General features: G+C 61.0%; 22 protein-coding genes. 18 read left to right on the forward strand and 4 right to left on the reverse strand.

Annotated features, from left to right (window positions below):
• Positions 1-78: 78 nt before the first annotated feature.
• The 11 genes from ACZ51H_RS15940 to ACZ51H_RS15990 all read left to right on the forward strand — a co-directional run bounded on the left by ACZ51H_RS15940 (position 79) and on the right by ACZ51H_RS15990 (position 9337).
• Positions 79-486 carry a DUF1636 domain-containing protein gene (locus ACZ51H_RS15940; protein ID WP_464803046.1) on the forward strand — a complete coding sequence of 136 codons (408 nt, stop codon included), beginning with the start codon at positions 79-81 and terminating at the stop codon, positions 484-486.
• Positions 483-1499 carry a nicotinate-nucleotide--dimethylbenzimidazole phosphoribosyltransferase gene (cobT, locus tag ACZ51H_RS15945; protein WP_464803047.1) on the forward strand — a complete coding sequence of 339 codons (1017 nt, stop codon included), beginning with the start codon at positions 483-485 and terminating at the stop codon, positions 1497-1499. Before ACZ51H_RS15940 ends, cobT begins: the two co-directional genes overlap by 4 nt.
• Positions 1496-2062, forward strand: coding sequence for a histidine phosphatase family protein (locus ACZ51H_RS15950; RefSeq protein WP_464803048.1), 567 nt, complete (start codon positions 1496-1498; stop codon positions 2060-2062). The genes cobT and ACZ51H_RS15950 overlap by 4 nt, the downstream gene beginning before the upstream one ends.
• Entirely contained in the window at positions 2059-2769 is a 711-nt protein-coding gene (locus ACZ51H_RS15955) for an adenosylcobinamide-GDP ribazoletransferase (RefSeq protein ID WP_464803049.1), read from the forward strand. The genes ACZ51H_RS15950 and ACZ51H_RS15955 overlap by 4 nt, the downstream gene beginning before the upstream one ends.
• Positions 2766-3740 (forward strand): threonine-phosphate decarboxylase, encoded by a 975-nt coding sequence (locus ACZ51H_RS15960; protein WP_464803050.1) that lies wholly within the window; start codon positions 2766-2768, stop codon positions 3738-3740. Before ACZ51H_RS15955 ends, ACZ51H_RS15960 begins: the two co-directional genes overlap by 4 nt.
• The gene (cbiB, locus tag ACZ51H_RS15965; RefSeq protein ID WP_464803051.1) at positions 3700-4665 is read left to right on the forward strand and encodes an adenosylcobinamide-phosphate synthase CbiB; all 966 of its coding nucleotides are present in this window, start codon (positions 3700-3702) and stop codon (positions 4663-4665) included. Before ACZ51H_RS15960 ends, cbiB begins: the two co-directional genes overlap by 41 nt.
• Positions 4662-5192: a bifunctional adenosylcobinamide kinase/adenosylcobinamide-phosphate guanylyltransferase gene (gene cobU / locus ACZ51H_RS15970; protein ID WP_464803052.1), complete on the forward strand. Its 531-nt coding sequence runs from the start codon at positions 4662-4664 to the stop codon at positions 5190-5192. The genes cbiB and cobU overlap by 4 nt, the downstream gene beginning before the upstream one ends.
• Positions 5193-5474: 282 nt before the next feature.
• Entirely contained in the window at positions 5475-5765 is a 291-nt protein-coding gene (locus ACZ51H_RS15975) for an NAD(P) transhydrogenase subunit alpha part 2 (RefSeq protein WP_196227069.1), read from the forward strand.
• 3 nt (positions 5766-5768) lie between these two features.
• Positions 5769-7163: an NAD(P)(+) transhydrogenase (Re/Si-specific) subunit beta gene (locus tag ACZ51H_RS15980; protein ID WP_464803053.1), complete on the forward strand. Its 1395-nt coding sequence runs from the start codon at positions 5769-5771 to the stop codon at positions 7161-7163.
• A gap of 334 nt (positions 7164-7497) precedes the next feature.
• The gene (locus ACZ51H_RS15985; RefSeq protein WP_464772761.1) at positions 7498-8568 is read left to right on the forward strand and encodes an enoyl-CoA hydratase/isomerase family protein; all 1071 of its coding nucleotides are present in this window, start codon (positions 7498-7500) and stop codon (positions 8566-8568) included.
• On the forward strand, positions 8558-9337 hold the full coding sequence (locus ACZ51H_RS15990) for an enoyl-CoA hydratase-related protein (protein ID WP_464772762.1): 780 nt from the start codon (positions 8558-8560) through the stop codon (positions 9335-9337). The genes ACZ51H_RS15985 and ACZ51H_RS15990 overlap by 11 nt, the downstream gene beginning before the upstream one ends.
• Before the next feature lie 97 nt (positions 9338-9434).
• Here the strand turns inward: ACZ51H_RS15990 and ACZ51H_RS15995 are convergent, their stop codons facing one another.
• Positions 9435-11753, reverse strand: coding sequence for a TonB-dependent receptor (locus tag ACZ51H_RS15995; protein WP_464772763.1), 2319 nt, complete (start codon positions 11751-11753; stop codon positions 9435-9437).
• A 273-nt stretch (positions 11754-12026) separates the two neighbouring features.
• On the opposite strand from ACZ51H_RS15995, the gene ACZ51H_RS16000 reads away from it, so the two are divergent.
• Positions 12027-13871 (forward strand): CocE/NonD family hydrolase, encoded by a 1845-nt coding sequence (locus ACZ51H_RS16000; RefSeq protein ID WP_464803054.1) that lies wholly within the window; start codon positions 12027-12029, stop codon positions 13869-13871.
• A gap of 71 nt (positions 13872-13942) precedes the next feature.
• Here the strand turns inward: ACZ51H_RS16000 and ACZ51H_RS16005 are convergent, their stop codons facing one another.
• Positions 13943-17188 carry an ATP-binding protein gene (locus ACZ51H_RS16005; RefSeq protein WP_464803055.1) on the reverse strand — a complete coding sequence of 1082 codons (3246 nt, stop codon included), beginning with the start codon at positions 17186-17188 and terminating at the stop codon, positions 13943-13945.
• 382 nt (positions 17189-17570) lie between these two features.
• Here ACZ51H_RS16005 and ACZ51H_RS16010 point away from each other — a divergent pair, with 382 nt between their 5' ends.
• The gene (locus tag ACZ51H_RS16010) at positions 17571-19211 is read left to right on the forward strand and encodes an AMP-binding protein (RefSeq protein ID WP_464803056.1); all 1641 of its coding nucleotides are present in this window, start codon (positions 17571-17573) and stop codon (positions 19209-19211) included.
• A 109-nt stretch (positions 19212-19320) separates the two neighbouring features.
• Here the strand turns inward: ACZ51H_RS16010 and ACZ51H_RS16015 are convergent, their stop codons facing one another.
• Entirely contained in the window at positions 19321-20250 is a 930-nt protein-coding gene (locus ACZ51H_RS16015; protein ID WP_464803057.1) for an electron transfer flavoprotein subunit alpha/FixB family protein, read from the reverse strand.
• Positions 20247-20996, reverse strand: coding sequence for an electron transfer flavoprotein subunit beta/FixA family protein (locus ACZ51H_RS16020; protein WP_449471415.1), 750 nt, complete (start codon positions 20994-20996; stop codon positions 20247-20249). Before ACZ51H_RS16020 ends, ACZ51H_RS16015 begins: the two co-directional genes overlap by 4 nt.
• A 189-nt stretch (positions 20997-21185) precedes the next feature.
• Between ACZ51H_RS16020 and ACZ51H_RS16025 the strand changes: the two genes are divergently transcribed.
• Genes ACZ51H_RS16025 through ACZ51H_RS16045 form a run of 5 tightly spaced genes read left to right on the forward strand, consistent with a single transcriptional unit; the run spans position 21186 to position 26341 of the window.
• Complete coding sequence (locus tag ACZ51H_RS16025) at positions 21186-22625, forward strand: 3-oxoacyl-[acyl-carrier-protein] synthase III C-terminal domain-containing protein (protein WP_464803058.1); 1440 nt, start codon at positions 21186-21188, stop codon at positions 22623-22625.
• 12 nt (positions 22626-22637) lie between these two features.
• Positions 22638-23834: an acetyl-CoA acetyltransferase gene (locus tag ACZ51H_RS16030; RefSeq protein WP_464803059.1), complete on the forward strand. Its 1197-nt coding sequence runs from the start codon at positions 22638-22640 to the stop codon at positions 23832-23834.
• Positions 23834-24289: a MaoC family dehydratase gene (locus ACZ51H_RS16035; RefSeq protein ID WP_404957684.1), complete on the forward strand. Its 456-nt coding sequence runs from the start codon at positions 23834-23836 to the stop codon at positions 24287-24289. The genes ACZ51H_RS16030 and ACZ51H_RS16035 overlap by 1 nt, the downstream gene beginning before the upstream one ends.
• Positions 24286-25179, forward strand: a complete 894-nt coding sequence (locus ACZ51H_RS16040) for an HpcH/HpaI aldolase/citrate lyase family protein (protein WP_464772770.1) — start codon at positions 24286-24288, stop codon at positions 25177-25179. The genes ACZ51H_RS16035 and ACZ51H_RS16040 overlap by 4 nt, the downstream gene beginning before the upstream one ends.
• Positions 25160-26341, forward strand: a complete 1182-nt coding sequence (locus tag ACZ51H_RS16045; protein WP_464775252.1) for an acyl-CoA dehydrogenase family protein — start codon at positions 25160-25162, stop codon at positions 26339-26341. The genes ACZ51H_RS16040 and ACZ51H_RS16045 overlap by 20 nt, the downstream gene beginning before the upstream one ends.
• Positions 26342-26487 lie beyond the last annotated feature (146 nt).

Below are 26487 nucleotides of genomic sequence, written 5' to 3' on the forward strand. Positions count from 1 at the left end.
CTGTTTGCGGTTCGATTTTGCGAGGAGGGCCATGATGACGGTCTTTCATGTTCACATGGTTATGGAAGCGCGCCGCTGATGCTGTGCGCGGTCGAAAACGGGGCGTCGGTGGTGGTCTGCTCGACCTGCCGCCTGTCCGCCGATCAGCGGGAAGATGGGGCAGGGCGACGCGGCGGCGCGCTGTTGGTTGCGGCCATGCGCGACCTTCAGGCGGCCGAGCCTGCCTATGAAGCGGTTGCCGTGCAGGACATGCCCTGCCTCTTCGCCTGCCAGCGTCATTGCACCGTTCATGTGCGTGGTCCCGGCAAAGTCGGCTATGTGCTGGGCGACTTCACCCCGGACGCGGACGCCGCGCGCGCCATCCTTGACTATGCCCTGCGCCACGCCGCCAGCGAAGAAGGCGTCGTTCGCTACGCCGAGTGGCCGCAGGGGGTGAAGGGCCATTTCATCGTCCGCACGCCGCCCGAAGGTTTCGTCTGCACATGATCCACTTTCAGGATCGCGCCGCCTTCCAATCCGCGCTTGCCACGCTCCCGGAACCTGATGCGGCAACAGTCGAAGCCGCAGCCGCCCGTCAGGCCTCCTTGACGAAGCCCGCCGGATCGCTCGGTCGTTTGGAGGACATCGCCCTCTTCATGGCAGGCTGGCAGGGCCGCGAACGTCCACGCGCCGACCGCATTCGCGCCGCCATCTTCGCGGGGAATCATGGCGTCGCCGCGCGCGGGGTCAGCGCCTTCCCGGCTTCCGTCACCGCGCAGATGGTCGCGAATTTCCAGGCAGGAGGCGCGGCGATCAACGTACTCGCCACCGCCTGCGGAGCCGAGCTGGTCATTGTCCCGCTCGCCCTCGACAAACCCACCGCCGACATATGCGAAGCCCCCGCCATGACGGAGGCCGAATGCCTCGACGCCCTGAACGCGGGCGCCGCCGCCGTCGTGCAAGATTGCGACCTGTTCTTCGCAGGTGAAATGGGCATCGCCAACACCACCCCCGCCGCCGGGCTGTGCCTTCAATCCTTCGGCGGCGAGGCGCAGGACTGGACGGGGAGGGGCACCGGCATCGACGCAGCAGCCCTCACTCGCAAGACGCAGGCCGTCCAGATCGCGCATACGCTGCACGGTCCCCATTGCACCGACGCCTTCGAAACCCTCCGCCGTCTCGGCGGGCGAGAGATCGCGGCGATGGCAGGCGCCGTCCTTGCCGCGCGCATGATGCGTGTGCCGGTGCTGCTCGACGGCTTTATCTGCGGCGCGGCCATCGCCCCTCTGGCGCGAGACAATCCCGCCATCACGGCCCACTGCCTCGCCGCCCACTGCTCCGCCGAAGCAGGCCATGTCCGGCTGCTCGAAAAGCTCGGCCTGCACCCCTTGCTTCACCTCAACATGCGCCTCGGCGAAGGCAGCGGCGCAGCGGTCGCGGCGCAACTCATCCGCTCGGCCGTCGCCGCGCACGACCAGATGGCAACCTTCGCCGAAGCCGCCGTGGCTAACGCGCTATGAGCCCCCTCACGCTCCACCTGATGCGCCACGCCGCGCCACAAACGCCCGGCCTCCTGCTCGGTCACATGGATATGCCGCCCGACCCGGCCGCCATGCAGCTATGTGTCGAACGATCCCGCGCGCTTGCGTTCGACCGCCTGATCAGCTCCGACCTGACACGCGCCCGCGCTCCCGCCGCCCTGATCGCCGCCGCCCGGCAGGTGCCGCACGACATCGACGCGCGCTGGCGCGAACTGCACTTCGGCGAATGGGAGGGCACCGACCCCGCCACTCTGCCCGCCGAGGAAATTGGTCCCTTCTGGTCGTCCCCCGATGACCATCCTCCGCCGGGAGGGGAAAGCTGGTCCAGCCTTTGCCTGCGCGTAAAGGCGGCACTTGGCGAAATCGACCGGCCATCGCTGGTTCTCACCCATGCCGGTGCGATACGTGGCGCGCTGACTACCCTGTGCGGCTTCACTTACCAGCAGGCCTGGGCAATCGACCTTCCCTATGGTGCCTTGCTCAGCCTGCGTATCTGGACGGGAGACAATCCAAACGCGCAGATCACCGGCCTCGTGACATGATCCGCCTCGTCCTCGCGCTGCAACTCATGACCCGCCTGCCGCTCCCGCAAGTGCGCGCGGAGGAGGAGGACTTTGCCGCTGCGATCCGCTGGTTTCCCGCGACCGGCATCATCGTCGGCCTCGCCGTCGCCGCCGCCATGACGATCGGCCTGATCGTCGAACCCTGGATGGCCGCCTTGCTCGGCCTGATCGCCTGGGTCGCCATCACCGGGGCGCTTCATCTCGACGGTCTTGGCGACATCGCTGACGGGGTAGGGGCAGCCCATGGCGACCCGGCAAAGCTGTCCGCCGTTCTTGCCGACCCGCATATCGGGAGCTTCGGCGTCGTCACCATCGTCCTGCAACTGCTGGCGAAGCTCGTCCTGCTGCGCCTCTGCGCGGAGCATGTCGCGCCGATCGCCCTCATCGCCGTGCCCTTCGTCGCGCGGATCGGCCCCCTGGCATGGACCCTCTGGCTCCCGCCGCTCCATGAGGGCCTGGCCAGCCGCTTCCGCGAAAGCATCAGCCCGGCGCATCTGCTCGGCTGGACGATGCTGGCCCTAGCTTTCTGCCTGATCATTCCCGCCCTCCTGTCCGCCGCTATCCTCGTCCCGCTTTGGGGATGGTGGCTGCGCAGCCGGATCGGCGGCATTTCTGGCGATGGTCATGGTGCCGGGATCGAACTCATCGAAAGCGGCCTGCTAGCCGCACTGGTGCTGGCACGATGAGTGGTATCTTCCATTGGCATGGTGGTCGTCTGGCTGCGGCGCGTCAGCATTATGAGACGCGCCTTCCCTGGATTGATCTTTCCACCGGCATAAATCCGCTCGTCTGGCCCGGCACCGCCACGATCAACCCGGACTGGCAATCCCTCCCCGATCCCGCGGCACTTGCCGATCTCGAACAGGCTGCCGCCACATATTTCGGCGTCTCCCCCGATCACATCTGCGCACTGCCGGGTAGCGAAACCGGCCTGCGCCTGCTTCATCATTTGATTGATGCACCCGCCTGCCATATCCTGCCGTCTTACCGCACCCATGCGCAGGTTTTCCCGAACTCGCGCCCGTTGCAGCGACCCGAAGACGCGCCACCGGGCACCGCCCTCCTGCTCGCCAATCCTAACAATCCCGATGGCCGCCTCTACACGCGGGCGCAGATGCAGCAGCTTCTCGCCCAACAGGAAAGGGAAGGTGGCTGGCTGGTCGTCGATGAGGCCTTTGCTGACTGCCTGCCCGGCGCCAGCATGGCGGTCGAAGTCGCGGATTCCCGCCGCCTGCTCATCTTCCGTTCCTTCGGCAAATTCTTCGGGCTCGCTGGTGTCCGCCTCGGCTTCCTCCTCGGCCCGGCCTCCATCATTGCCGCCTGCCGCAGGCTGCTGGGAGACTGGCCCCTTTCCGCAGCCGCGATCGACTTTGGCCGCGCCGCCTGTCGAGACCAGCGCTGGATTGACGAGACGATCGCGACCCTCCCCGCCCGCGCCGCCAGCCTCGATGCGCTACTTATCCGCCACGGCTTCATCCCGCGCGGCGATTGCCCGCTATTCCGCCTGATCGACACGCCGAACGCCGCCGCCCTGTTCGACCGCCTCGCGCGCCACGCCATTCTCACCCGCCCTTTCGAAGATTACCCTCATTGGCTCCGCTTCGGTCTGCCCGCCGATGATGCCGCCATGTCCCGGCTGGACGAAGCGCTTGGTTGAGCTGGCCGCGCTGATCATCGATGCGGCACTAGGCTGGCCAGCCCGGTTGCACACCCGTATCGGCCACCCGGTCGGAGCCTTCGCCGGGATCATCACCGCTTGCGCGCGCCGTTTGAACCAGCGCCACTTCGGCACAGCGCGCCGCCGTTTCGGCGGTATCATTACACTCCTTCTCCTCCTCGCGACCACCATCGCAGCAGGTTGGGCCGCAGAATTCATCATCCGCCACTTCCTCGGCTCCTGGGCTTGGGCAGGGCTTGCGCTTGCCGCTTGGCCAGCACTTGCGCAGCGCAGTCTGTACGACCATGTCCTGCCCGTCGTTCAGGCTCTCGAAGCAGGCAATCTCTTCGCTGCCCGCCGCGCGGTCAGCCAGATCGTCGGACGCGATACCGCCACTCTTGATGAAGCAGGCGTTGCACGAGCCGCCATAGAAAGCCTTGCTGAAAGCTTTTGCGATGGCGTCGTCGCGCCGCTCTTCTGGCTGCTCGTCGGCGGCCTGCCCGGAATCTGGGCCTATAAGGCGGTCAACACCGCCGACAGCCTGATCGGCCACCGGGAGGAGCCGTTCGCGGCTTTCGGCTGGGCCGCCGCTCGCTTCGATGACTTGCTGAACCTGATCCCCGCGCGCTTGTCCGGCTTCTTGATCTGCGTCGCGGGCTTGGGCGGCTGGCGCATCCTCTGGCGCGACCATGGCCGTCACGCATCGCCCAATGCAGGCTGGCCGGAGGCGGCGATGGCAGGCGCACTGGCCATCCGCCTTGCCGGGCCGGTCGCCTATGAAGGCCAATATCATGCCAAGCCATGGATCGGCGGGGAAGGGGGCGAAGCCACGCCCGCTTTCGCCCGCGCCGCGTTGGCGCTCTACGTCCGGGCCTGTGCCCTGCTCTGGCTCGCGACGGCGCTGATCGGAGGGATCGGGCGATGACCGCTTTCCAGAAGCTGCTCGTGCTAGGCGGCGCCCGTTCGGGCAAGAGCCGCCATGCCGAAGCGCAGTGCGAAGCCCTGCCGGGCATCATGACCTACATCGCCACGGCCGAGGCGTATGACGCTGAAATGCACGAACGGATCGGCATGCATCGCGCCCGTCGCAACGCGCGCTGGCGAACGGTCGAAGCCCCAATCGATCTGCCCGCCGCGATCCGGAATGCCCACGCGCGTACGCCATCTGGCCCGATCCTTGTCGATTGCCTTACCCTGTGGCTGTCCAACCTGCTGCTGGCTGGCGAAGACATCGCCCGGTGGAGCGAAGAACTGATCGCTGCCATTACCGGCTGCACCCTTCCCATCGTGCTGGTCGCCAATGAGGTCGGCCTCTCCATCGTCCCGGAAAATGCACTTGCCCGCCGTTTCAGAGACGAAGCGGGCCTGCTTAGTCAGCATGTGGCGGCCGCTTGCGACAGTGTGGTATTTGTCGCCGCTGGCCTGCCCCTGACGCTCAAGCAAGGCGGATGAAGAAGAGCGCGGCTGCAAGCGATTTTGAAAATCGCTGATGCCCGCAGCCCTACTTGTCGTAGAGGTTGAATAAATTCGTTGCGCGAATCGACTATGTGATAAATTGCTCTGACCGGCTTGCCTGCGATGTATTGGATCAATATGGCACGCTTAATAGTGCGTGGAGGGATTTTATAGGAGCCAGCGATCATGGCAGGGGCAATAAGCTCCGAACCTGGGCGAAATTGGAAGATCGCCAGGTTTTCTTGATAGGATCGCGGTTTCTGGACAGGGGATAAGTCAGTGAACGCTTTCAATGCAGATTATCTGTTCGTCTTCATATTGGCGGCCTTTTTGGGTTTTCAGCTGATCAAGAAGGTGTCGCCGCTTTTGCACTCGCCTTTGATGTCGCTGACCAATGCGATTGCGGCGGTTGTGATTGTGGGGGCGATCACGATCACGGGTGAGGCAGGGGCGACGCCTCTGGCGAAGACGTTGGGTTTCATCGCGGTGTTCTGCGCGACCGTGAACCTGGTCAGCGGGTTCATGATCACCGATCGCATGCTCAAGATGTTCAAGCCGCGGGGGAAGTAACAGATGGACGCTTTCGTACCCTTCGCGGCGATTGTCGCGTCTGCTTTGTTCATCCTGTCGCTGATGTGGATGAGCCATCCCTCGACAGCCCGTCGCGGCGTGCGCGCGGGCGAGATCGGCATGGTGATCGCCATCATCGGCGCGCTCGTCCAGCATGAGGTGGTGGATTACAACCTGATCATCATCGCGATGATCGCGGGCGCGGCGGCGGGCATTCCGATGGCGCTCTTGATGCCGATGACGGCGATCCCGCAGCGAACCGCCATCTCCCACGCCTTTGGCGCGCTCGCCGTCGGCCTGATCGGCGCGGCTGAATATTACAAGCACGCCCATGCCGAATATGCGGGCGGCTTCATCCTGTGGGCGCTGATGTTCGAGATGCTGCTGGGTTTCCTGACCTGCACCGCCTCGATCGTCGCCTTTGCCAAGCTGCAGGAACTGATGGGCAGCCGTCCGGTGTCCTTCCCCGGCCAGCGCATCGTCAATGGCGCGGTGGCGCTGGCGACGGTGGCGATCGGCGTGACGCTGGCGCTTGACCCGACGCAGACCTGGCTGTTCCCGCTGTTCGCAGGTCTGGCGTTGCTGTTCGGCATCCTGCTGGTCATCCCGATCGGCGGCGCGGACATGCCGACCGTCATCGCGCTCTTGAATAGCTATGCGGGTCTTGCCGCATCCGCGATGGGCTTTGCGCTCGGCAACAAGCTGCTGATCGTCGCGGGCGCGCTGGACGGGGCTTCGGGCTTCATCCTGGCGCTGGTGATGTGCAAGGCGATGAACCGCAGCTTCGCCAACGTGATGTTCGGCGGCTTCGGCAAGGTGGTCGCGGGCGTTGCGGGCGGCAAGGACGACCGCGTCGTGCGTTCCGCCTCTGCCGAGGAAGCCGCGATGCAGCTGGAAAATGCCAGCAGCGTGGTCATCATCCCCGGCTATGGCATGGCGGTCGCGCAGGCGCAGCACAAGGTCAGCGAGCTGTATCAGGCGCTCACCAAGAAGGGCGTAGACGTCAAGTTCGCGATCCATCCGGTGGCAGGCCGCATGCCCGGCCACATGAACGTGCTGCTGGCCGAAGCCAACGTTCCCTATGAACAGCTGGTCGACCTTGACGACATCAACCCCGAACTGCCGCAGGCGGACGTGGCGGTGATCATCGGCGCCAACGACACGGTGAACCCGTCGGCGCGCGACGATCCCAATAGCGCGATCGCGGGCATGCCGATCATCGAGGCGGACAGGGCCAAGTCGGTGTTCGTGATCAAACGCTCGATGAACGCGGGCTTTGCCGGGATCGACAATCCGATCTATTATAACAGCAACACCCAGATGCTGTTCGGCGACGCCAAGGACATGGTCGGCTCCATCGCCAAGGAACTCAGCGGCGGCGGCTCAGGCCTCCACTGATCGGCCCGAATAGCGCCAAGATACAGAAGCCCGCTGCCCCCAAGTAGCGGGCTTTTGTCATGGGGGTTCGCCCGCAGCCTGTGGGAGAAGCATTGCGCTAGCGGCTGCTCAGTCGAGCGATGCGTCGTCTATGAGCATGTAAATTACTGCAAAAATGCAGACCCAATTTGCGAATATGAGATGTTGATTGCACAATCGCGCCCGCGCATGGACAGCACAGCTCCATGGCGATTGGCACGACTGCTGTGCTTTTTGGAATATCGGTGCTGGGAAACACGGCCAGATCACGCGCGGGATCATCATCGGAGACGCTCCGCGCGTGCAGGGAAAAGATATGACTGACCAGCTGATCCTCTCGGTCGAAAATGGCGTGGGCCGCATCCGGCTGAACCGTCCCAAGGCTATCCACGCGCTGACCCCGGAGATGTGCGAGGCAATCAATCAGGTGCTGCTGGACTGGCGCGACGACCCGGCGGTACTCATGGTCATGATCGACCATGCCGAAGGGCGCGGATTCTGTGCCGGAGGTGACATCGCGCTTATTGCCAATAGCGCAAAAACGGACTGCGCAGCGGCCGAGCATTTCTTCCGCGTCGAATATCGAATGAACCATCTGCTGTTCGTCTACGATAAGCCCATCGTTGCCTTCATCGATGGGATTGTGATGGGCGGCGGCGTCGGTCTCTCACTGCCTTGCCGATATCGTGTCGCGACGGAGCGTACGACCTTCGCGATGCCTGAAACCGGAATTGGCCTTTTTCCAGATGTGGGCGGAGGCTGGTTTCTGCCTCGGCTGCCGGGACGGATCGGTACATGGCTTGCCGCGACTGGAGCACGTCTGGATGGCGCGGATTGCGTCGCGATCGGGATTGCGACCCATTATGTCGGATCTGACAGGCTGGATGCGCTCAAGGCGGAAATCCTTACGTATCCCTCCGATGTTGCGACCATCCTCGATCAGGCAAATGAACTTGCTCCGGAGTCCCGGTTGATGGCGCAGCGGGACGGGATTGATCGCCTTTTCGCGAGCGATGCCCTGGAGGATATCCTTGCTGCCCTCCAGGCGGACGGGTCGGAATGGGCGGACAAGCAGTTGGCGGTGCTCGCAACCAAATCGCCACAAGCGGTCAAGGTCGCCCTGCGCCAACTGGTGGAAGGCGCTGGCTTCACCGACTTTGCGGACAATATGCGGAACGAATATCGCCTGGCCTGCCACATCATTCGCCGTCCCGATTTCATCGAGGGTGTGCGCGCGGTGATCTTTGACAAGGACAATGCTCCGAAATGGTCCCCGGCGACGCCCGAGGAGGTCGATGGCACCTTGATAGATAGTCTCTTCGCGCCTCTGCCGCAGGACAAGGAATGGACCCCTCTGCCTCAAACGGAAATCTCTCATGACCTTTGAAACCATTATCGTCGAACAGCATGACGCCGTTACACTAATCACGCTCAACCGGCCGCAAGCGCTCAATGCACTCAATAGCCAGGTGCTCAAGGATCTGAGCGCTGCATTCGCCGCCTATGACGCCGATCCGGCACAACGGTGCGCGGTGCTGACCGGAAGCGGTGAGAAGGCCTTTGCGGCAGGCGCCGACATCAAGGAGATGGTCGAGAAGCAGGCGGCGGACTTCTTCCTGGAGGATTTCTTTTCTGGCTGGCAAACTGGCGTGGTGGCAACGCGCAAGCCGTGGATCGCGGCTGTGCAGGGCTTTGCGCTGGGCGGCGGTTGCGAATTGGCGATGATGGCGGATTTCATCATCGCAGGCGACACGGCAAAGTTCGGCCAGCCCGAAATCAAGTTGGGCGTCGCCCCTGGCATGGGCGGTTCCCAGCGCCTGACCCGCGCCGTGGGCAAGGCGAAGGCGATGGAGATGTGCCTGACCGGCCGCATGATGGATGCCGCCGAAGCGGAGCGTTCCGGATTGGTAAGTCGCATCGTGCCTGCTGCGCAGCTGTTGGAAGAGGCGCTCAAAACCGCCGCCGCCATCGCCTCGATGCCGCCAATGGCAGCAATGGTGAACAAGGAGATGGTGAACATCGCCTTTGAAACGGGGCTGGCTCAAGGCATCCTGACCGAGCGGCGTCTTTTCCAGATCCTTACCGCTACCGAGGACAGGGCAGAAGGCATGAGCGCTTTTGTGGAGAAGCGCGCGGGGGTGTGGCGCGGTCGCTGATCAGGCGATCAGTCGCTGGCTTGTTTGTTGGAGAATTCCTTGGCTCGTGCCAGCCGCAATTTGGTGCGACAGGCACGAGCTTCCGGATAGAACCGCTTTAGAAGCGCGCGGACAGGGAAACGCCCCATGTCCGGCCCGTGATGGGGTTCGCGAACTCGACCAATGAACCCGGACTCTCACCCGACGTTATGCCATCGTAAGTGGTGTTGTCGGTGACGTTCTTCACGAAACCGGAAATTTCCAACTTGGTGGCATCACTGACCGGCAGTTGGTAACGGATGCCTACATCCATTCGGGCAACAGGCGGGATCGATCCTCGCGGATCGTTCAATGCGTCCGTCTCATATCGTGAAGTATAGTATAGCGCAGCGTTCAGACCGAATGTCCCGGTTCCGGCGTCAACTGTATAGTCGGAAACGAGGCCAGCGGTCCATTTGGGCGTGCGACGTAGGCGGAGTACCGACAGGTCAGCGTCCCCCTGCCCAAGGTTACCCCTGAACTCTGAATATTTGGCGTGCAGATAGCCGCCTGTCGCGAGTATCGTCCAGTTCCGAGTGGGCACGAGGGTCAACTCTGCCTCGACCCCCGTATATTTCGCCTTCGCGACATTTAAGGTGCTGGACAAGAGACGCGATCCATCAACCTGGAGAACATTCTCTTGCTTGTTGTCGAGAATATTATGGAATGCCGCGATGTTGAAGCGGACACGATGATCGAAGAGCTCACTTTTGAACCCGATTTCAAATGCATCCATTACTTCGGGGTCATAGGGCTGAACGGCTGTTACAATGTTACCCGTGCGGCCGCTGAAACCTCCCGTATTGTAACCTCGGCTATAGCTCGCATAGGCTAGTATGTCGGGATTGAACTTATACTGGACGTTGACCTTTGGCGTGAACTTCTGAAAGCTCACCCCAGCAGAGACGTCGCCCACCAGCGGTCCCAGAACGCTCATGTCCCGCACCGTTCCCGGCACGGCCGAATAGAGGACATAATGCGTTTTCTTGCGGTCCCAGGTCTGGCGCCCACCGACAGTCAGGCGAAGCTGGTCCGTCAGGTCATAATCGGCCTGAAAGAATAGCGCGGTCGACCGGTTATGTTGGTTGGTGACATAGGCATCCACCGAATTGAGGTAGGCAAAACCCGGCGGCAGCCAATCGGGCAATCCCGTGGCGATGGGAGGCAAGGCGGCGAGGTCCACCGACAAGTTGGTTTTCTGGGTATATTCATAGTTCATGTAGAAGAAGCCGCCGACGAGATTGAAGGGGCCATTGAAAGACGTTTCGAACCTTAGTTCCTCGGAAAATTGATGTGCCTTCAAATTGCTCTCATTGCGCGCCAGGGCGAAGCGTGTGGAGTCATAGTCTCCGAGCGTATATTCCTTGAACTCGCGAAGGCCGGTCAGGCTGACGAGCCGAACATCATCTGTTGCCTGATATGAAATTTCGCCGGTCAGGGCATTAAGCCGCAGGGAGCCGGGGAACGGCCTCGATTCGACAACATTCTTGTCTTTGGTGAGAGGCGTGCAGATCGAAGCCGTATAGGGATTGAGGCAAGGCGAGTTGGCGCCGCCGAAATAACCCGGCACCTTGTAGGTGATCAGATTTGGCGTCAGCAATTGGGAATAGGGCGGCAAGTCGCTGTCATTTTCCACCCGATCCAGCGCGAGATACAGGTTGAGCTTGTCCGTTGGCGTAGCGACGAACGCCAATCCGAACGTGCGGACGTCCCGATCTCCATTGCGTCCACCCGTCACGATATTTCTGAACTGGCCGTTATTCTTTCGTACCGTGATCGAGCCCTTGACCGCCAACAGGTCATTGACGATCGGCGCCATTATGACGCCTTCATAATCATTTTCGCCAAAGCTGCCGATGGTGAAGCGAACCTTGCCGGTTGCGTCGGCTGCCGGGTCGGGCCGTGAGCGGATGACGTTGATGGTGCCGCCCGTCGTGTTCTTGCCATTCAAGACACCCTGCGGGCCGCGAAGCACTTCGATCCGCTCAATATCATAGGCGTCCATGAGCGATCCGCGCTGGAAGGCGATCGGGATGCCGTCAACTGTAAAGCCGATGCTGGATTCAAGGCTGGGCAGCACGTCCTGAATGGACATGCCGCGCAAGCTAAGCTGGGGAACGTCCACGGACGCGCCGGATCGGTTGATCGTCAACCCCGGCACCAGTCCGCGCAGTCCGGTCAGGTTATCCAGACGCGCATGCTCCAATGTTTCGCTGTTGAAAGCGGAAACAGCAACAGGCACCGATTGCAGTGGCTCGGCACGTTTTTGGGCCGTGACGATAATATCTTGCAGCATTCCCGCGCCTGAAGGCTGGTCCTCCGACTGCGGGGTTTGCGCGTGGGCCATGGCCGGAAACAGCGGCGCAGAGGCCAATAGCGCCCACTTCCTGACAGACATATTCAATTCCCCTCCAATGCATTTTCCGACATATTCTTCAGGCCTCATTCGAGCCTTTCGGAAATGCTCTCCCAATGCGCCATTTGATGATAGTAGCATACGGTTAGATAGCGAACTGATATGTTCCAACGGCGTCTGGGAAGAGTATATCGGGGGAAACACAGCGATCGGTTGGAAAACGGCCCGCTGCGCCCTTCAATCAGTGGAGTGACCATTGTGCCATCGGATCTGACAACCGCGCAAACAGCTGTTTTCCGGAACATTGGCGTGCCAATGCGCGATGGCGTTGATCTGGCCGCCGACCTCTACCTGCCGATGGCGTCGGGACAGGTGGAACCGGACGTCGGCTATCCCGTGATTGTTATCCGCACGCCTTATAACAAGCTGTTTGTGCAGGGTTCGTTCGGCACGCCCACTTATCTGACCCGGCGAGGCTACGCCGTTCTGGTTCAGGATGTGCGCGGTACGAACGGGTCGGGCGGCGTGTTCGACCCGATGATGAATGAGGGGTGGGGTGAACGGCAGGACGGCATCGATACTGTCCGCTGGATCAAGCAGCAAGGTTGGTGCAACGGGAAGGTCGGCACTACTGGCCAGTCCTATATGGGCGGGACGCAGCTGCTGCACCTCCAGGCCGAAGATAATGAGATCGGCGCCGCGTTCGTTCAGGTTCCGGCCGTCAACCAGTTCAACAATGGCTGGGTCTATAAAGGGGGCGTGATGGATAGCACGGCCTTGTGCTGGACCATGGGCATGGCGTTCACCGCCGCGGCACGGATGGGCGAAGAGGTGACCGCAGCGATCAAGGCCGACGCTCTGGCAGTCGGCTTGCCCAGCGGCTTTGCGGCTCCGCAAATGTTAATGGCATCTCCAGACCTGGCTTTCGAGATCGCGCGCGGGCACGCGCTGAAGGACGTCCCGATTAACCGGCATATGCCATTCTGGAATGCTTGGCTCGACAACAGGGATAATCCGGAATTCTTCGCCCCGAACGATGCAGCCTCGCGGTTTGACCGGGTGAAAGTGCCGGTTCTGCATTTCACCGGGTGGTATGATCTGTTCAACCGCAATTCGCTGGACGCGTTCGTCAACATCTCTCGCCATGGCGCTACTGAAGCCGCGCGTCAGGGACAGCGGCTGATCATAGGGCCATGGGGTCACGTCGCGAACGGGATGCTGTGTCATTTCCCCAATGCGCTGGTCGATGACGTCGCCATGATGGGGGCGTGGATGGACCGCCATCTTCTCGGGGTCGCGGGGGAAGGGGACGACCATCGGGTGATCCTGTACGTGATGGGCGAAAATCGTTGGCGGGCCGAGCAGGATTGGCCGCTTCCAGATGCTCGGCCGACGCTGTTCTACTTGCGCAGCGATGGTAACGCGAATGGCGCAGAGGGCGGCGGGCTGCTGTCCCCGACTCTTCCGAGCGCGGACGAACCCGCTGACCATTATGTCAGCGATCCTGCTAACCCCGTGCCTTCGCTAGGCGGGCATTCGTTGCACGGCGGGCCTGCGGATCAACGGCCGAACGACCATCGGCCGGACATTCTTGTCTATACCACGGCGACGCTGGAAGAGGATATGGAGGTGACGGGTGCAATCCGGGTCATCCTCCATGCGCAATCGTCGGCAACGGACTGCGACTGGTTCGTGAAGCTGATCGACCTGTTTCCGGACGGCCGTTCCTACAATCTGGCGAGCGGGATGGTGCGGGCGCGCTATCGTAAATCGCGCAAGGCTCCGGAAGGGCTGATGCCGGATGCGGTCGAAAGATATGAGATCGAGCTGGCGCCAACCAGCAACCTGTTCAAAAAGGGGCACCGCGTTCGTATCGTCATTTCGAGCAGCGATTATCCGAACAGCGAGGTGAATCCGCAGGATTTCATCGACCTCTCCACCGCTGCTCCAAAAGATTATCGGATCGCGCGCCAGACGATCCATCACGATGCCGCACGCCCCTCGGCGATCGAGTTGCCTGTGGTGCCTGCCGATCGGCCAAGGCAATGGATAGACACGCCCTTCCCCTCGGGCGAGACCGGCCGATTTTACACCCGGCCCATTCCGGTTGAGGAGGCGCCGCCTATAGAGATGCCATTGTCCCTGCTGCCCTATGGCTGACCGGGGATCATCCCGCAGCTAGGCGGGCTTCCCAGATCATCGGGCATCATCTCGTGGTCAGCGTCGGCAGCTCATGCAACGAGGCCGATATCCGTACCCGACAGAGCTTGCAGGCCGACGATGGCCCGCTGTTCCAGCATGACTGCGTTTTGCTGACGCGCGATGGTCAGCGCCTGTTCCAGGCAACGCCGCGCCTCGCTCTTGTCCGGCCCCCAGCGTGCGTGCAACTGTCCGGTTAAGCGCCAATATTCCGCTTCCCATATCCGCTCGTCATGCTGGGCCATGAACGTCGCGGACAAACCGGTATGATGCAGGCCTTTTTCGTAATGGCCCATTTCGTCGCAGATATCAGCGGCGAGCAGGTGCAGGCAGGATGTGAGATAATGCTCAGAAAAGGCCTTTGTATGGGCCAGGAGCTGATCCAGATGTGACGGATCACGCGTTGAATGGAACGACGCCCAGGACAGGCATGCTCGTCCGAACGGTTGCCAGAACCGGCAAAGCTGCTGCGAGCATAGCTCTTGAAGCCGGTCATTATAGGTGTGGATACGGCCGTAATCCCTTTCGCAAACCGCGTGGAAGAGCAGCCACACCAGCACCAGCGACAAAGTTGCCGGGTGGCCAAGGGTTTCCGCCATGGCCAAGGCGCGCTCAGCCTCTCGCCTGCCCTGTTCAGGATTGCCGGTGTGCCAATGCACCCAGGAAAGATAGGCCGTGGAGGCCGCACCGGGATTATAGCCGAAGCTGCGGCCGTGTTGCGCGGGATCATAGATAGCGACCACGCGCTCGAAGTGCGTTCGGGCTGCGGCAAAGTCTCCCCGAAATGCTGCGCCAGCGCCCAGCAGGCGCCCTCCTTCCGCTTCCAGGCGGGCATTTGGTCCCAGTGAATGAATGAACTGGTCGAACTCAATCGCCAACAGGTCGGCATGCTTCCAGCGCCCACGGCCCGCCGCCACGGTCCAAAGCCCATGCAGGCTAGCCGCCAGCGCTTCAGGCCGTCCGACCTCCTCCGCCAGCAGGTGCGCGCGCTCGTAAATTTGCTTCAAGTCCGGGGCGTAATAGCCTTCGGCTTCCCGAACAGTCGCGCCCAGCTCCAACAGAGCGTCGAGTTCACGTTCGCTTCGCCCGACACTTGGTGAAATTGATGCAAGGGTTTCGATGGCCGCGCGATAGTTCGCGCTTGCTTCAGCGAGCGCATATCTTTGCGCCGCTTTTCGGCCAGCATCCAGCCAGAAGGATACAGCCTCGTCGAAACGCCCCGCATGGCGCATATGCCCCGCGATTACTTCGGGGTGATCGGCTGCGATTTCCGGGAAATAATCAACCAGGATGTCGGCAGTTCGAGAATGCAGGTCCTGACGATCTGCGTCCATCATCGACGTATAGGCCGCGTCGCGGAGCAACGCGTGCCGAAAGGCATATCGACCTTTGCCGTTGGAGCGACCGCGCGTCAGAATGCCGGCGGCCAGCAGCTGGTCGATCGCAGCGGCCACCCGCTGATCTTCATCGCCGACCAGAGCCCTCAATATCTCGGCAGGGAAGTCCCGTCCTATTATGGAAGCCACCTGCGCAACCCGGCGTGCAAAGCCCATGCAGCCGAGCTGAGATGCCAGCAAGTCGTTCAGGCTATCGGGTACTGTCGACAGATCGCCCTTCCCAACATTCTGGGCGAGCAGGAGCTTCGTCAGTTCCTCCAGATAGAGCGGCACCCCGTCGGCTTTGTCGATAATCGTGTCCCGCGCCGGGATTGGCAACGCCGCATCCCCCGCAATGCCGTCAATTATCCGGCTGCAATCCTGGCGGGATAATCGGGTGAGACGAAGAACAGTAACCGGTTGTCCCGGTCCAAACAGCGCCGCGCACCCTGACCTGCCCGTCATTAGCAGGTAGAGCCGTAAATCCTGGCATGCCGACGCGGCAAATCCAATCAGCTCCAGCGTCGTGGGGTCCGCCCAATGTATGTCTTCGACAAGAAGGATAACTGGTCTGCGGTTACATAAGGCAGAAAGGATGGCGATCAGAAGCTGAAGCGTCTTCTCTTTCTTTTCGCTCGCCGACGGAAGGATGCCCTCCATATTTTCTTCGACATCCGCCTGAGCGAGCAATGTTTGAAGCAGTGTCCTGTTGATCGGCCCGTCCAGACCGACTCGCTCAAGAAATCGACCCAGCACGGCGTTTGATGGATCGTTCCCTGCCATCAACCGGCGGAGGATTTGGATAACGGGATAAAGTGCGCTGTTGCTGTGGTGCGCAGAGCATTGCAGGCGAATGTGATAGCCCCTGGGCCGCAGCCGTTTGATCAATGCTTCAGACAAACAGGATTTGCCGATTCCCGCTTCACCTTCCACGATGACGGATTGTCCCTCTCCGGCGGAAGCCAGGAGCCAACGGTTGCGTAGCAGATCCAATTCAGCACCTCGGCCAATGATGTCGGCCGACGGAGCATCTTGTTTGGCTAGAAAGCATGTTGTCGATCTAGGGCTTAGCAGCCGCCAAAGAAGAATCTGGTGCCCATCCTCTGCGTCGATCGCTCCAGCCGGAATGGTTTCAAATGCAGTGCGTGAATGTTGGCGGGTCTCCTCCGAAACGAGAATTGCGTTAGAGGGCGTGTGATCGATTATCTGTAGGGCAATGGTGGGTACGTCACCCAATATCAGCGGCTGTTCCAGGCAAGGTCGTGAGAGAACATTGCCTGTATCAATGGCTACACGGACCTCACAATTATCTCCATGTTCACGCCGCGCATAGGCAATGATTTCCGTTGCCGCTGTCATGGCCCGTCCCGAAGCATCTTCCAGCGAGGCAGGCCAGCCGAAATAAACGGTCAGCCGAGCCGTTGCGCCGTTCTCCATGACGCCGCCCAATTGCTTCACGGCCGAGGAAAAATATGTGTGGAAGCGGTCGAATTCTTCAAGGAACTCGGCCGTCAGTTGGGAAATGCCTCTTAACCGGAAAGAGCAAGATAATACCGTTACCCTGCGCAGTTCCATATGCGAAGGTAAATCCGGGGTCGCAGCCTTTCCAGGAGCGTCATCGTCTCGCTCAACAATTTCCGATTGTTCCGTCTTGCGTTGGAAGCTTGGGACATATCCTCCTTTGGGAATGACAATCAGAATGGTGTCGGATTGGCCATGGTTGATCTGATAGCTTGTCAGCAGGCGGCGCAGGCGTCCTGCCTCCACCCGGACAGTCGCGCTGGTGCCGGGATCGAAATCCTGAGGCTTGTCGAAAACCCCAAGCGCAATACTATATTCCTTCAGGAGTGATCCGCGCCCCGCGAACATCTCCTCGCAGAGATAGCGTAAAAATCGTTGCATACGGGGACTGCGTTCAAAGACGGGGCTCATCAGCACTTTGTTTAAATGCGCCTGCATCTCCTGTTCGCCAGGAGGAGGAACGCTGTGCGCGTCAAGGGATGATCGCCTCATCGTCACCGTTGCCTCTCCGTCATTTGTCGGTTTATCAATCCTTGCCCGGTTCCGGAACATTGCCTGACTTTAGTCGCAAAGCAACGGAAAGGTGAGGCGGCTCACAGGCAAGTGCCTAACAGTAGCATACTTGCAGAGGCGACGCTGTCCGCGACAATCAGGTGCTTATGCAATTTGTCGCTGCGGAACCGCAGCCAATATTCGAGAGGAGTATGCCAGTGGCCCTGAGGGGATGTGGAAAGTGAGCGCTCTCAGCTACGTCCGGGGTAGTATGGATCCCCCGCTTCTGGATTTGACGATAGGACAGGCTCTGGCGGACGCTGCCGCGCGGTGGGGTGATCGCGATGCTTTGGTTTCGGTGGAACAGAATATCCGCTGGACCTATGATGATCTACTTGCCCTTGCCGATAAGCTGGCTGCCGGTCTTTTGGAACTCGGCTTGCAGCCTGGGGATCGTATCGGCATCTGGTCGCCTAACTGCGCGGAGTGGGCCTTGACGCAGTTCGCAGCAGCCCGAGCCGGTCTGATCCTGGTAACGATAAACCCCGCCTATCGATTGTCGGAAGTCGAATATACAATCAACAATGTCGGCCTGCGTGCGCTGATTGCAGCCGAACGGTTCAAGACCAGTGCCTATGCCGATATGATCGAGACGCTGGCTCCGGAGCTGCCCGGCTGCGTACCGGGGCAATTGGAAGCAAAGCGGCTGCCGACGCTCAAAGCGGCCATCCTTATCAGTGAACAGCCGCGTCCGGGCTGGCTGCGGTTTGACGACCTGCTATCGTCGGCTCCGTCTCTGGATCATCTGCGTTCAATCGAGCCGCAAATTCGGGCGGAGGACGCGGTGAACATTCAGTTCACCAGCGGCACTACAGGTTTGCCGAAGGGCGCTACGCTCAGCCATCGTGGCATCCTTAACAATGGTTATTTTGTCGGCAGCGCCATGGGCCTGACCCCCGGCGACCGCATTTGCATACCTGTGCCGCTGTACCATTGTTTCGGGATGGTCATGGGCAACCTTGCCGCCATCACGCATGGATCGGCCATGATCTATCCATCGAGCGCGTTCGATCCTGCGGCGGTGCTGCGTACGGTCGCGGAGGAACGCTGTACCGCCCTATATGGCGTTCCGACGATGTTCATTGCGGTCCTGGCGCGGCTCGAGACGGATGCGACCGATACGTCCTCTTTGCGCACCGGGTGCATGGCCGGGGCGCTTTGTCCGGAGCCATTGATGCGGGACGTTGTTGATCGCCTCAATATGCGAAATGTGACGATCGCCTATGGGATGACGGAGACCAGTCCTGTCAGTTTCCAGACCGTGCCCGGAGATTCGATCGAACGTCGAACCACCACCATCGGCCAGGTCCAACCACACCTCGAATGCAAGATCGTCGATGCCGACGGCGCGATCGTCCCGCGTGGAACACCGGGAGAATTATGTACGAGAGGCTATTCCGTCATGATGGGATATTGGAACGATCCCGTGCAGACGGCGGCAGCCATCGATTCAGACGGATGGATGCACAGCGGCGATCTGGCCGTCCTGGACGACGCTGGCTATGGAAGCATCGTAGGCCGGATAAAGGACATGATCATTCGTGGGGGGGAGAATATATATCCCCGTGAGATCGAGGATTTTCTGCGGATGCACCCCGCCGTCGAGGATGTCTCCGTCGTAGGCGTGCCGGACGATCATATGGGGGAGGAAGTCTGTGCGTGGATAACATTGCGCGCCGACGAAAAACTGGCCGAAGATGAGGTCAGGGCATTTTGTGTGAACCAGATATCCCACTATAAAATACCCCGGTTCATACGGATCGTTGACGCGTTTCCGACAACGGTGACAGGAAAGGTGCAGAAGTATCTGATCCGTCAGGCGATGGTGGAGGAATTTGAGGGCCAAAGCTAAAGGCGCGAAGCCGCTTTGATCCTTGTCCTGCGCTGAAATCGGCGGCAGCGTTGCAATGAGCCCTCGTCACAGGATCGAGGGCTCATTGGCGTGTTGAAAAAAGGAAGCTTCAAAGCTTCTGGTTTAACTCCGGCACAACCTTGAACAGATCACCCACCAGGCCGATGTCCGCGACCTGGAAGATCGGCGCATCCTCATCCTTGTTGATGGCGATGATGGTCTTGCTGTCCTTCATCCCCGCCAGATGCTGGATCGCGCCAGAAATGCCGACGGCGATATAGACTTCCGGCGCCACGATCTTGCCGGTCTGCCCAACCTGATAATCGTTCGGCACATAACCCGCGTCCACAGCGGCGCGCGAAGCACCAACCGCCGCACCCAGCTTGTCGGCCAGCGGGAAGATCACCTGCTCGAACGTCTCGCCATCCTTCAACGCGCGGCCACCCGACACGATGATCTTGGCCGAGGTCAGTTCCGGACGCTCCTGCTTGGCGATCTCGGCGCCGACAAAGCTCGACAGCCCCTTGTCGCCGGTCGAGGCCACAGGTTCCACCACGCCCGAACCGCCCTCACGCGCCGCCTTCTCGAAAGCGGTGCCACGCACGGTGATGACCTTCTTCGCATCCTTCGACTTGACCGTCGCGATGGCATTGCCCGCATAGATCGGGCGCGTGAACGTATCCTCGCTCTCGACCGACAGGATGTCGCTGATCTGCATCACGTCCAGCAGAGCCGCGACGCGCGGCGCAATATTCTTGCCATTGCTGGTGGCAGGCGCGACGAACGCGTCATGGCTGCCCATCAGTTCGACGATCAGAGGCGCAACATTCTCGGCCAGCGCATGACCGAAAGCCGCGTCATCGGCGACATGGACCTTGCCCACGCCCGCGATCTTCGCGGCAGCTTCACCCACGCCGCCGACGCCAGCGCCAGCGACCAGCAGATGCACTTCACCCAGCTTCGCAGCGGCGGTGACGGCGGAAAGGGTCGCGTCCTTGACGGCGCCGCCCTCATGTTCAACCCATACCAGAGTCTTCATGCTGCAACTCCCAGAGCCTTGAGCTTCGCGACCAGTTCATCGACATCGGCCACCTTGACGCCGGCCGAGCGCTTGGCGGGTTCGGTGACCTTCAACGTTTCCAGACGCGGCGAGATGTCCACGCCGTAATCGGCAGGCGCCTTGGTCGCGAGCGGCTTGCTCTTCGCCTTCATGATGTTGGGCAGCGAAGCATAACGCGGCTCATTGAGACGCAGGTCGGTCGTGACGATCGCAGGGACGTTGAGCTTTACCGTCTCCAGGCCGCCATCGACTTCGCGGGTCACGCTGACCTTGTCGCCCTCAACCTCGACCTTCGACGCAAAGGTGCCCTGCGGCAGATTGAGCAGCGCGGCCAGCATCTGGCCGGTCTGGTTGCTGTCATCATCGATCGCCTGCTTGCCCAGGATGATCAGGCCAGCGCCTTCCTCTTCCTGAACCTTGGCGAGCAGCTTGGCGACGCCCAGCGGTTCGACTTCGTCATCCGTCTGGATCAGGATCGCACGATCCGCGCCCATCGCCAAGGCAGTGCGCAGCGTTTCCTGCGCCTTGGCAACGCCGATCGACACCGCCACGACCTCGGTCGCCACGCCCTTTTCCTTCAGGCGAATGGCTTCCTCGACCGCGATCTCGTCGAACGGGTTCATGCTCATCTTGACGTTCGCCAGATCAACGCCCGTCCCATCCGCCTTCACGCGCGGCTTCACATTATAGTCAATGACCCGCTTCACGGGCACAAGGATCTTCATGCATCCCTCCATAAGTATGCAAGCATACGGTCATATATAACACGAATATCCGGTCGTAAAGCCGACTGTATCGAATAAGACCCTTGCGTAACATAATCTAGCGAACTAAATGAGTCTTTGGCTGAATATGGCCGTCACGGTGAGCGACGGCAGGCGGCAGGGTGCCGCGTCCTTGAGCAGGTGAGGTGAATGACTCAACTCGGCATTTCGCGCTACGGCGCTTATGTTCCCCGGCTTCGGCTGGATCGTTCCTTGATAGCGGAAGCGCATGGTTGGATGGCGCCGGGCCTGCGTGGGCAGGCGAAAGGCAGCAGGGCGTTTACCAGCTGGGATGAGGACGCCATAACTATGGGCGTCGAAGCTGCCCGCGATGCCCTGGCTGATACCAGCCTTGATAACGTAAAGGCCGTACGGCTGGCATCGACCAGCCTGCCTTATGCCGACCTTCAGAATGCGGCGATCATGGCACGGGCGATCGGTGCTCCGGCGAGTGTTGCTACGTCGGATGCGGCTGGCTCACAGCGGGCAGGAACATCCGCCTTGCTGCAGGCGCTCAAGGGCGCGGAAGCGACGCTTGTGGTCGCATCCGACAATCCCTTCGCGAAACCCGCCAGCGCGCAGGAAATGAGCTTTGGCGCAGGGGCGGCCGCCTTTGTGATTTCCGATCATGACGTGGTGGCGCGGTTAATCGGATCAGCGTCTCTCACCGAAGTTTTCGTCGATCATTTCCGGTCGGCGAACGCCCAGAGCGATTATGGCTGGGAAGAACGGTGGGTCCGCGACGAAGGTTACGCGAAGATTGTGCCCCAAGCTGTCAGGGCGGCGCTGGATCAGGCGCAACTCACCATCGGCGACATCCAGCATTTCGTCATGCCCTCCTATCTGAAGGGTGCGGCGGACATGGTGGCCAAGGCGCTGAAGTTTGGAGGCACGGTAGCAGGAGCGTTGGACGACGGCGTAGGTTATGCCGGTGCGGCCCATGCGCTGCTGATGTTCTCGGCGACGCTGGAAAAGGCGCAGCCGGGCGACCGGATATTGCTGATCGGCTTCGGTCAGGGCGCCGATGTGCTGATATTTCAGGCGACGGAGGCCATCGCGTCAGTCCGCCCGGCGCGGGGCGTTGCGGGTTCCATCGCGGATGCCTTGCGGACGGACAGCTATCTGCGGATGCTGTCATTCTACGGCGGGATCGACAATGAATGGGGCATGCGTTCGGAGAAGAGCGCCAAGACGGCTCTGACCGAGCAGTATCGCTCCGCCGCCCAACTCGAAGGTTTCAATGCCGGTAAGTGCGGCAATTGCGGCGCGGTTCAGTTCCCCCAGATGCAATATTGCGTGCAATGTCATGCGCCGGGGGAGCAGTTCACTGATGTTCCCTTGCGGAACAAGACTGCGGAAGTCCTGACATCGACCGCTGATTGGTTGTCCTATCATCCTTCACCACCGTTGTGGGTCGGCTTCGTCAAGTTCGACAATGGCGCGCGCGTCCTGATGGAGATGGTGGATATCGGCCCTGACGGGATCGACACGGGCGATCAGGTTCGCATGGTCTTCCGCATCAAGGAGAAGGACCGCCAGCGGGGATATAACCGCTACTTCTGGAAATCGACGCCGCTGAGCGCGGCCTGAGGAGTTCGCGACATGGCGACGGGTATCAAGGATAAGGTGGCCCTTCTGGGGATGGGCTGCTCGAAATTCGGCGAACGATGGGACATGGGGTCGGCTGACCTGATGAAGGAAGCGTTTGAGGAAGCGCTCGCCGATGCGGGGATCGCGCGCAACCAGATCGAGGCGGCATGGTTCGGTTGCTGGGGCGATAGCGTCAATGTCGGCAACAGCTCCATTCCCGCCGCGATGGCGCTGCGGCTTGAAGGCATTCCCGTGAGCCGCGTCGAAAATATGTGCGCGACCGGAACCGAAGCGCTGCGCGGAGCCGCTTATGCTGTGGCGTCGGGCGCGGTGGATATCGCGCTGGCGATCGGGTCGGAAAAGCTGAAGGACACGGGCTTTGGCGGCCTGCCTCCTGCCTTCAAGGGTACGTTCAACGACCTGTGGATGCCGATGGGTTCCGCGCCTGCGGGCTTCGCCCAGCTCGCGCCTTACTACCGGGCCAAATATGGCACCAGCAAGGAAGACTTGAAGCGCGCCATCAGCCATGTGTCGTGGAAAAGCCACCAGAATGGCGTGCACAGTCCCAAGGCGCATTTCCAGAAGGCGGTGCCGATGGAAACCATCATGAACGCGCCGATGATCTCCGATCCGTTGGGCCTGTTTGACTGTTCGGGCGTGTCGGATGGCGCGGCATGCGCGATCGTGACCACGCCGGAAATCGCGCGCGCTCTGGGCAAGACGGACTTGGTGACGATCAAGGCACTGCAATTGTCGACCAGTTCCGGCCGCGAGACCCAGACCAATGAGTGGGACGGCAGCTATGTCGCCACCACCCGCAACGCGGCGGCGCGGGCGTATAAGGAAGCAGGGATCACCGATCCCAAGCGCCAGGTGAACCTCAGCGAAGTGCATGATTGTTTCTCCATCACCGAACTGGTGACGATGGAAGACCTTGGCTTTTCCGAGGATGGCCGGGCGGTTTTCGACATATTGGACGGGCGCTACGACCGGGATGGGGCGATGCCCTGCCAGATCGACGGCGGTCTCAAATGCTTCGGCCACCCGATCGGGGCTTCGGGGCTGCGCATGGCCTATGAGGTCTACAGCCAGTTGCTGGGCCGGGCAGGGGAGCGGCAGCTGTCGAACCCGTCCATCGGACTGACGCACAATCTGGGCGGTGTTCCCTATCAGGGCATCGCCGCCATCTCTATCCTAGGACTTGCGTGATGCCTGGAGTCTGGTTTGACGAGCTTGAAGTCGGCATGCTGTTCGAGCATCCCATCCGCCGCACCATCACCGAAACAGACAATGTTCTGTTTTCCTGCATGACCCATAATCCGGCGCTGCTGCACCTGGATGAGGAATATATGAAGGGCACGCCCTTCGGGCAGCGGCTGGTCAATTCGGCCTTCACGCTTGGCCTGATGGTGGGCATTTCGGTCGGGGACACGACGCTGGGTACTGCGGTCGCGAACCTTGGCTGGGACGAGGTGCGCTTCCCGAACCCGCTGTTCCATGGCGACACCATCCACGTCACGAGCGAGGTCATCGATCTGCGCGAGTCAAAGTCGCGTCCCGAAGCCGGGATCGTGACCTTCCTGCACAAATGCTACAATCAGAAGGATGAGTTGGTCGCATCGTGCAAGCGGTCCGGCCTCCAGCTCAAGAGGCCCGCGTCATGACGTTGCCGATCCGTTCCTTCCTCTTCATCCCCGGCGACAGCGAGAAGAAGCTGGGCAAGGTCGATGGCGTCGCTGCCGATGCCTTCATCCTGGACCTGGAAGATGCCGTCGCCGTCGCGCGCAAGCCAGTAGCGCGGGAGATGGTTCCGGCCTTTATCAAGGAACGTCCGCGCGCTGCACGAAAGTCGCAGCTATGGGTGCGCGTCAATCCGCTGGACACGCCCTGGACTCTGGAAGACTTGGCCGCGATCGTGCCTGTCGCGCCCGACGGCATCATGCTGCCCAAGGTCAACGGGCCGGAGGATGTGGCGCAGGTTAGCCATTATCTGAGCGCGCTGGAAGCCGCATCCGGTGTCAAACAGGGTTCGATCCGCATCCTGCCGGTGGCGACCGAAACCGCAGTCTCCCCCTTCCGGCTGGGCGATTATGCGGCGGCGGGTCTGGACCGGCTTTACGGGCTGACATGGGGCGCGGAGGATCTGAGTTCAGCGATCGGCGCGAGCGGCAACACCGACGCGAATGGCGAATGGACGCACACCTACAAGATGGTGCGTTCGCTCTGCCTGCTCGGCGCGCATGCTGCTGGCGGCGAAGCGGTGGACACGCTTTACGTCGATTTTCGTGATCCCGAAGGTCTGCGCGCTTCATGCAAGGCCGCGCGGGCAGAAGGCTTTTCAGGCCGCGTGGCGATACATCCCGCGCAGGTGGACATCATCAACGAAAGCTTCTCGCCCTCCGCTGATGAGGTGGATTTCGCCCGGCGAGTGGTCGACCTGTTCGCCGCCAACCCGGATTCCGGAACCTTGGGACTCGACGGCAAGATGTTGGACATCCCTCATCTGAAACAGGCGGAAAGAACATTGGCAATGCATGAGGCGCGCCGTGGTTGAAGCGCAGCACCCCAGCGAAGGCGGACGCGGCATCTTTTCCGCCGAGCATGAACAATTTCGCGAAACGGTGGCCCGGTTCGTGGATGAGGAACTGGTTCCCAACCATCATCAGTGGGAAAAGGATGAGGTCGTCCCCCGCGAGGTTTGGAAGCGGGCGGGCGAGGTGGGCATCCTTTGCCCCAACATCCCTGAGGAATATGGCGGCTTTGGCGCGGATTGGCTCTACAATGTCGTCGTCATCGAGGAACTGGCGAAGAAGGGGATCACCGGCCCCGGCTTCATGGTGCATTCGGAAATGGTCGCGCCCTATATCCTGACGGCAGGCACTGAGGAGCTGAAACGCGAGGTCCTGCCCCGCATGGTCGCGGGCGAATATATCGGCGCGCTTGGGTTGACCGAGCCGGGTGCTGGTTCGGACGTAAAGGAAGTCCGCACCCGCGCCATTCGCGAGGGCGATGATTATGTACTGAACGGGCAGAAGGTCTATATTTCCAACGGCCAGCTGGCCGACATAATGGTCTGCGCGTGCAAGACCGACCCGGCGGCGGGCGCCAAGGGCGTCAGCCTGATCGCGATCGACACGCATCAAGCGGGCTTCAAGCGCGGCCGCAATCTTGAGAAGATTGGCCTGAAAGCACAGGATACGTCGGAAATTTTCCTGGAGGACGCGCGCGCGGAATCCTGGAGGCTTCTGGGCCGCGAGGGTGGCGGCTTCGGGATCATGATGGGCAAGCTGGCGCAGGAAAGGCTGACGCAGGCGGTGCGTAGCATCTGCGTGGCGGAAGCCGCGCTGGAATGGACGGTCGCCTATACCGCCGAACGCAAGATGTTCGGTCAGACCCTGGCTGATTTCCAGAACACCCAATTCGTGCTCGCCGAACTGTCGGCCGAAATCCTGTCGGCGCGGACCTTTACCGATTGGTGCATCAAGCGCTTCCTTGCGGGAGAGTTGACAGGCGTCGAAGCGGCGAAGGTGAAGCTGGTGGTCACCAACCTGCATGTTAAGGTCGTGGACCAATGTCTGCAATTTTTCGGCGGCTATGGCTATATGACCGAATATCCGATCGCGCGGGCCTATATCGACGCCCGTATCGTGCGCATCGCGGGCGGCGCGGCGGAGGTCATGAAGCAGATCATCGGCCGCGACCTGTTCGGCAAATGAAGGCGGTTGCCAGATCATGGTTGGTCAGCATAGAGAGGCTATGAGACATCATACGCCTGCTGATCATCGGGTTCGCTATCATACGCTATTGCAATAGTGGGCGAATTATAGAGCATCAGGTGAAGCTGATGCACTGAATTGCCTTT

It is taken from the genome of Sphingobium sp. TomMM15 (assembly GCF_055397045.1).

Bases quoted from the DNA above. Each gene is read 5' to 3' on its own strand.
- ACZ51H_RS15980 (WP_464803053.1), top strand. From the start codon at position 5,769: ATGGACGCTTTCGTACCCTTCGCGGCGATTGTCGCGTCTGCTTTGTTC.
- cobU (WP_464803052.1), top strand. From the start codon at position 4,662: ATGACCGCTTTCCAGAAGCTGCTCGTGCTAGGCGGCGCCCGTTCGGGC.
- ACZ51H_RS16025 (WP_464803058.1), top strand. From the start codon at position 21,186: ATGACTCAACTCGGCATTTCGCGCTACGGCGCTTATGTTCCCCGGCTT.
- ACZ51H_RS16035 (WP_404957684.1), top strand. From the start codon at position 23,834: ATGCCTGGAGTCTGGTTTGACGAGCTTGAAGTCGGCATGCTGTTCGAG.
- ACZ51H_RS15955 (WP_464803049.1), top strand. From the start codon at position 2,059: ATGATCCGCCTCGTCCTCGCGCTGCAACTCATGACCCGCCTGCCGCTC.
- ACZ51H_RS16005 (WP_464803055.1), bottom strand. From the start codon at position 17,188: ATGCAACGATTTTTACGCTATCTCTGCGAGGAGATGTTCGCGGGGCGC.
- cbiB (WP_464803051.1), top strand. From the start codon at position 3,700: ATGATGCCGCCATGTCCCGGCTGGACGAAGCGCTTGGTTGAGCTGGCC.
- ACZ51H_RS15995 (WP_464772763.1), bottom strand. From the start codon at position 11,753: ATGTCTGTCAGGAAGTGGGCGCTATTGGCCTCTGCGCCGCTGTTTCCG.
- ACZ51H_RS16015 (WP_464803057.1), bottom strand. From the start codon at position 20,250: ATGAAGACTCTGGTATGGGTTGAACATGAGGGCGGCGCCGTCAAGGAC.
- ACZ51H_RS16020 (WP_449471415.1), bottom strand. From the start codon at position 20,996: ATGAAGATCCTTGTGCCCGTGAAGCGGGTCATTGACTATAATGTGAAG.
- ACZ51H_RS15950 (WP_464803048.1), top strand. From the start codon at position 1,496: ATGAGCCCCCTCACGCTCCACCTGATGCGCCACGCCGCGCCACAAACG.
- ACZ51H_RS16045 (WP_464775252.1), top strand. From the start codon at position 25,160: ATGAGGCGCGCCGTGGTTGAAGCGCAGCACCCCAGCGAAGGCGGACGC.
- ACZ51H_RS16040 (WP_464772770.1), top strand. From the start codon at position 24,286: ATGACGTTGCCGATCCGTTCCTTCCTCTTCATCCCCGGCGACAGCGAG.
- ACZ51H_RS15985 (WP_464772761.1), top strand. From the start codon at position 7,498: ATGACTGACCAGCTGATCCTCTCGGTCGAAAATGGCGTGGGCCGCATC.
- ACZ51H_RS16000 (WP_464803054.1), top strand. From the start codon at position 12,027: ATGCGCGATGGCGTTGATCTGGCCGCCGACCTCTACCTGCCGATGGCG.
- ACZ51H_RS15940 (WP_464803046.1), top strand. From the start codon at position 79: ATGCTGTGCGCGGTCGAAAACGGGGCGTCGGTGGTGGTCTGCTCGACC.
- cobT (WP_464803047.1), top strand. From the start codon at position 483: ATGATCCACTTTCAGGATCGCGCCGCCTTCCAATCCGCGCTTGCCACG.
- ACZ51H_RS16030 (WP_464803059.1), top strand. From the start codon at position 22,638: ATGGCGACGGGTATCAAGGATAAGGTGGCCCTTCTGGGGATGGGCTGC.
- ACZ51H_RS15990 (WP_464772762.1), top strand. From the start codon at position 8,558: ATGACCTTTGAAACCATTATCGTCGAACAGCATGACGCCGTTACACTA.
- ACZ51H_RS16010 (WP_464803056.1), top strand. From the start codon at position 17,571: ATGGATCCCCCGCTTCTGGATTTGACGATAGGACAGGCTCTGGCGGAC.
- ACZ51H_RS15960 (WP_464803050.1), top strand. From the start codon at position 2,766: ATGAGTGGTATCTTCCATTGGCATGGTGGTCGTCTGGCTGCGGCGCGT.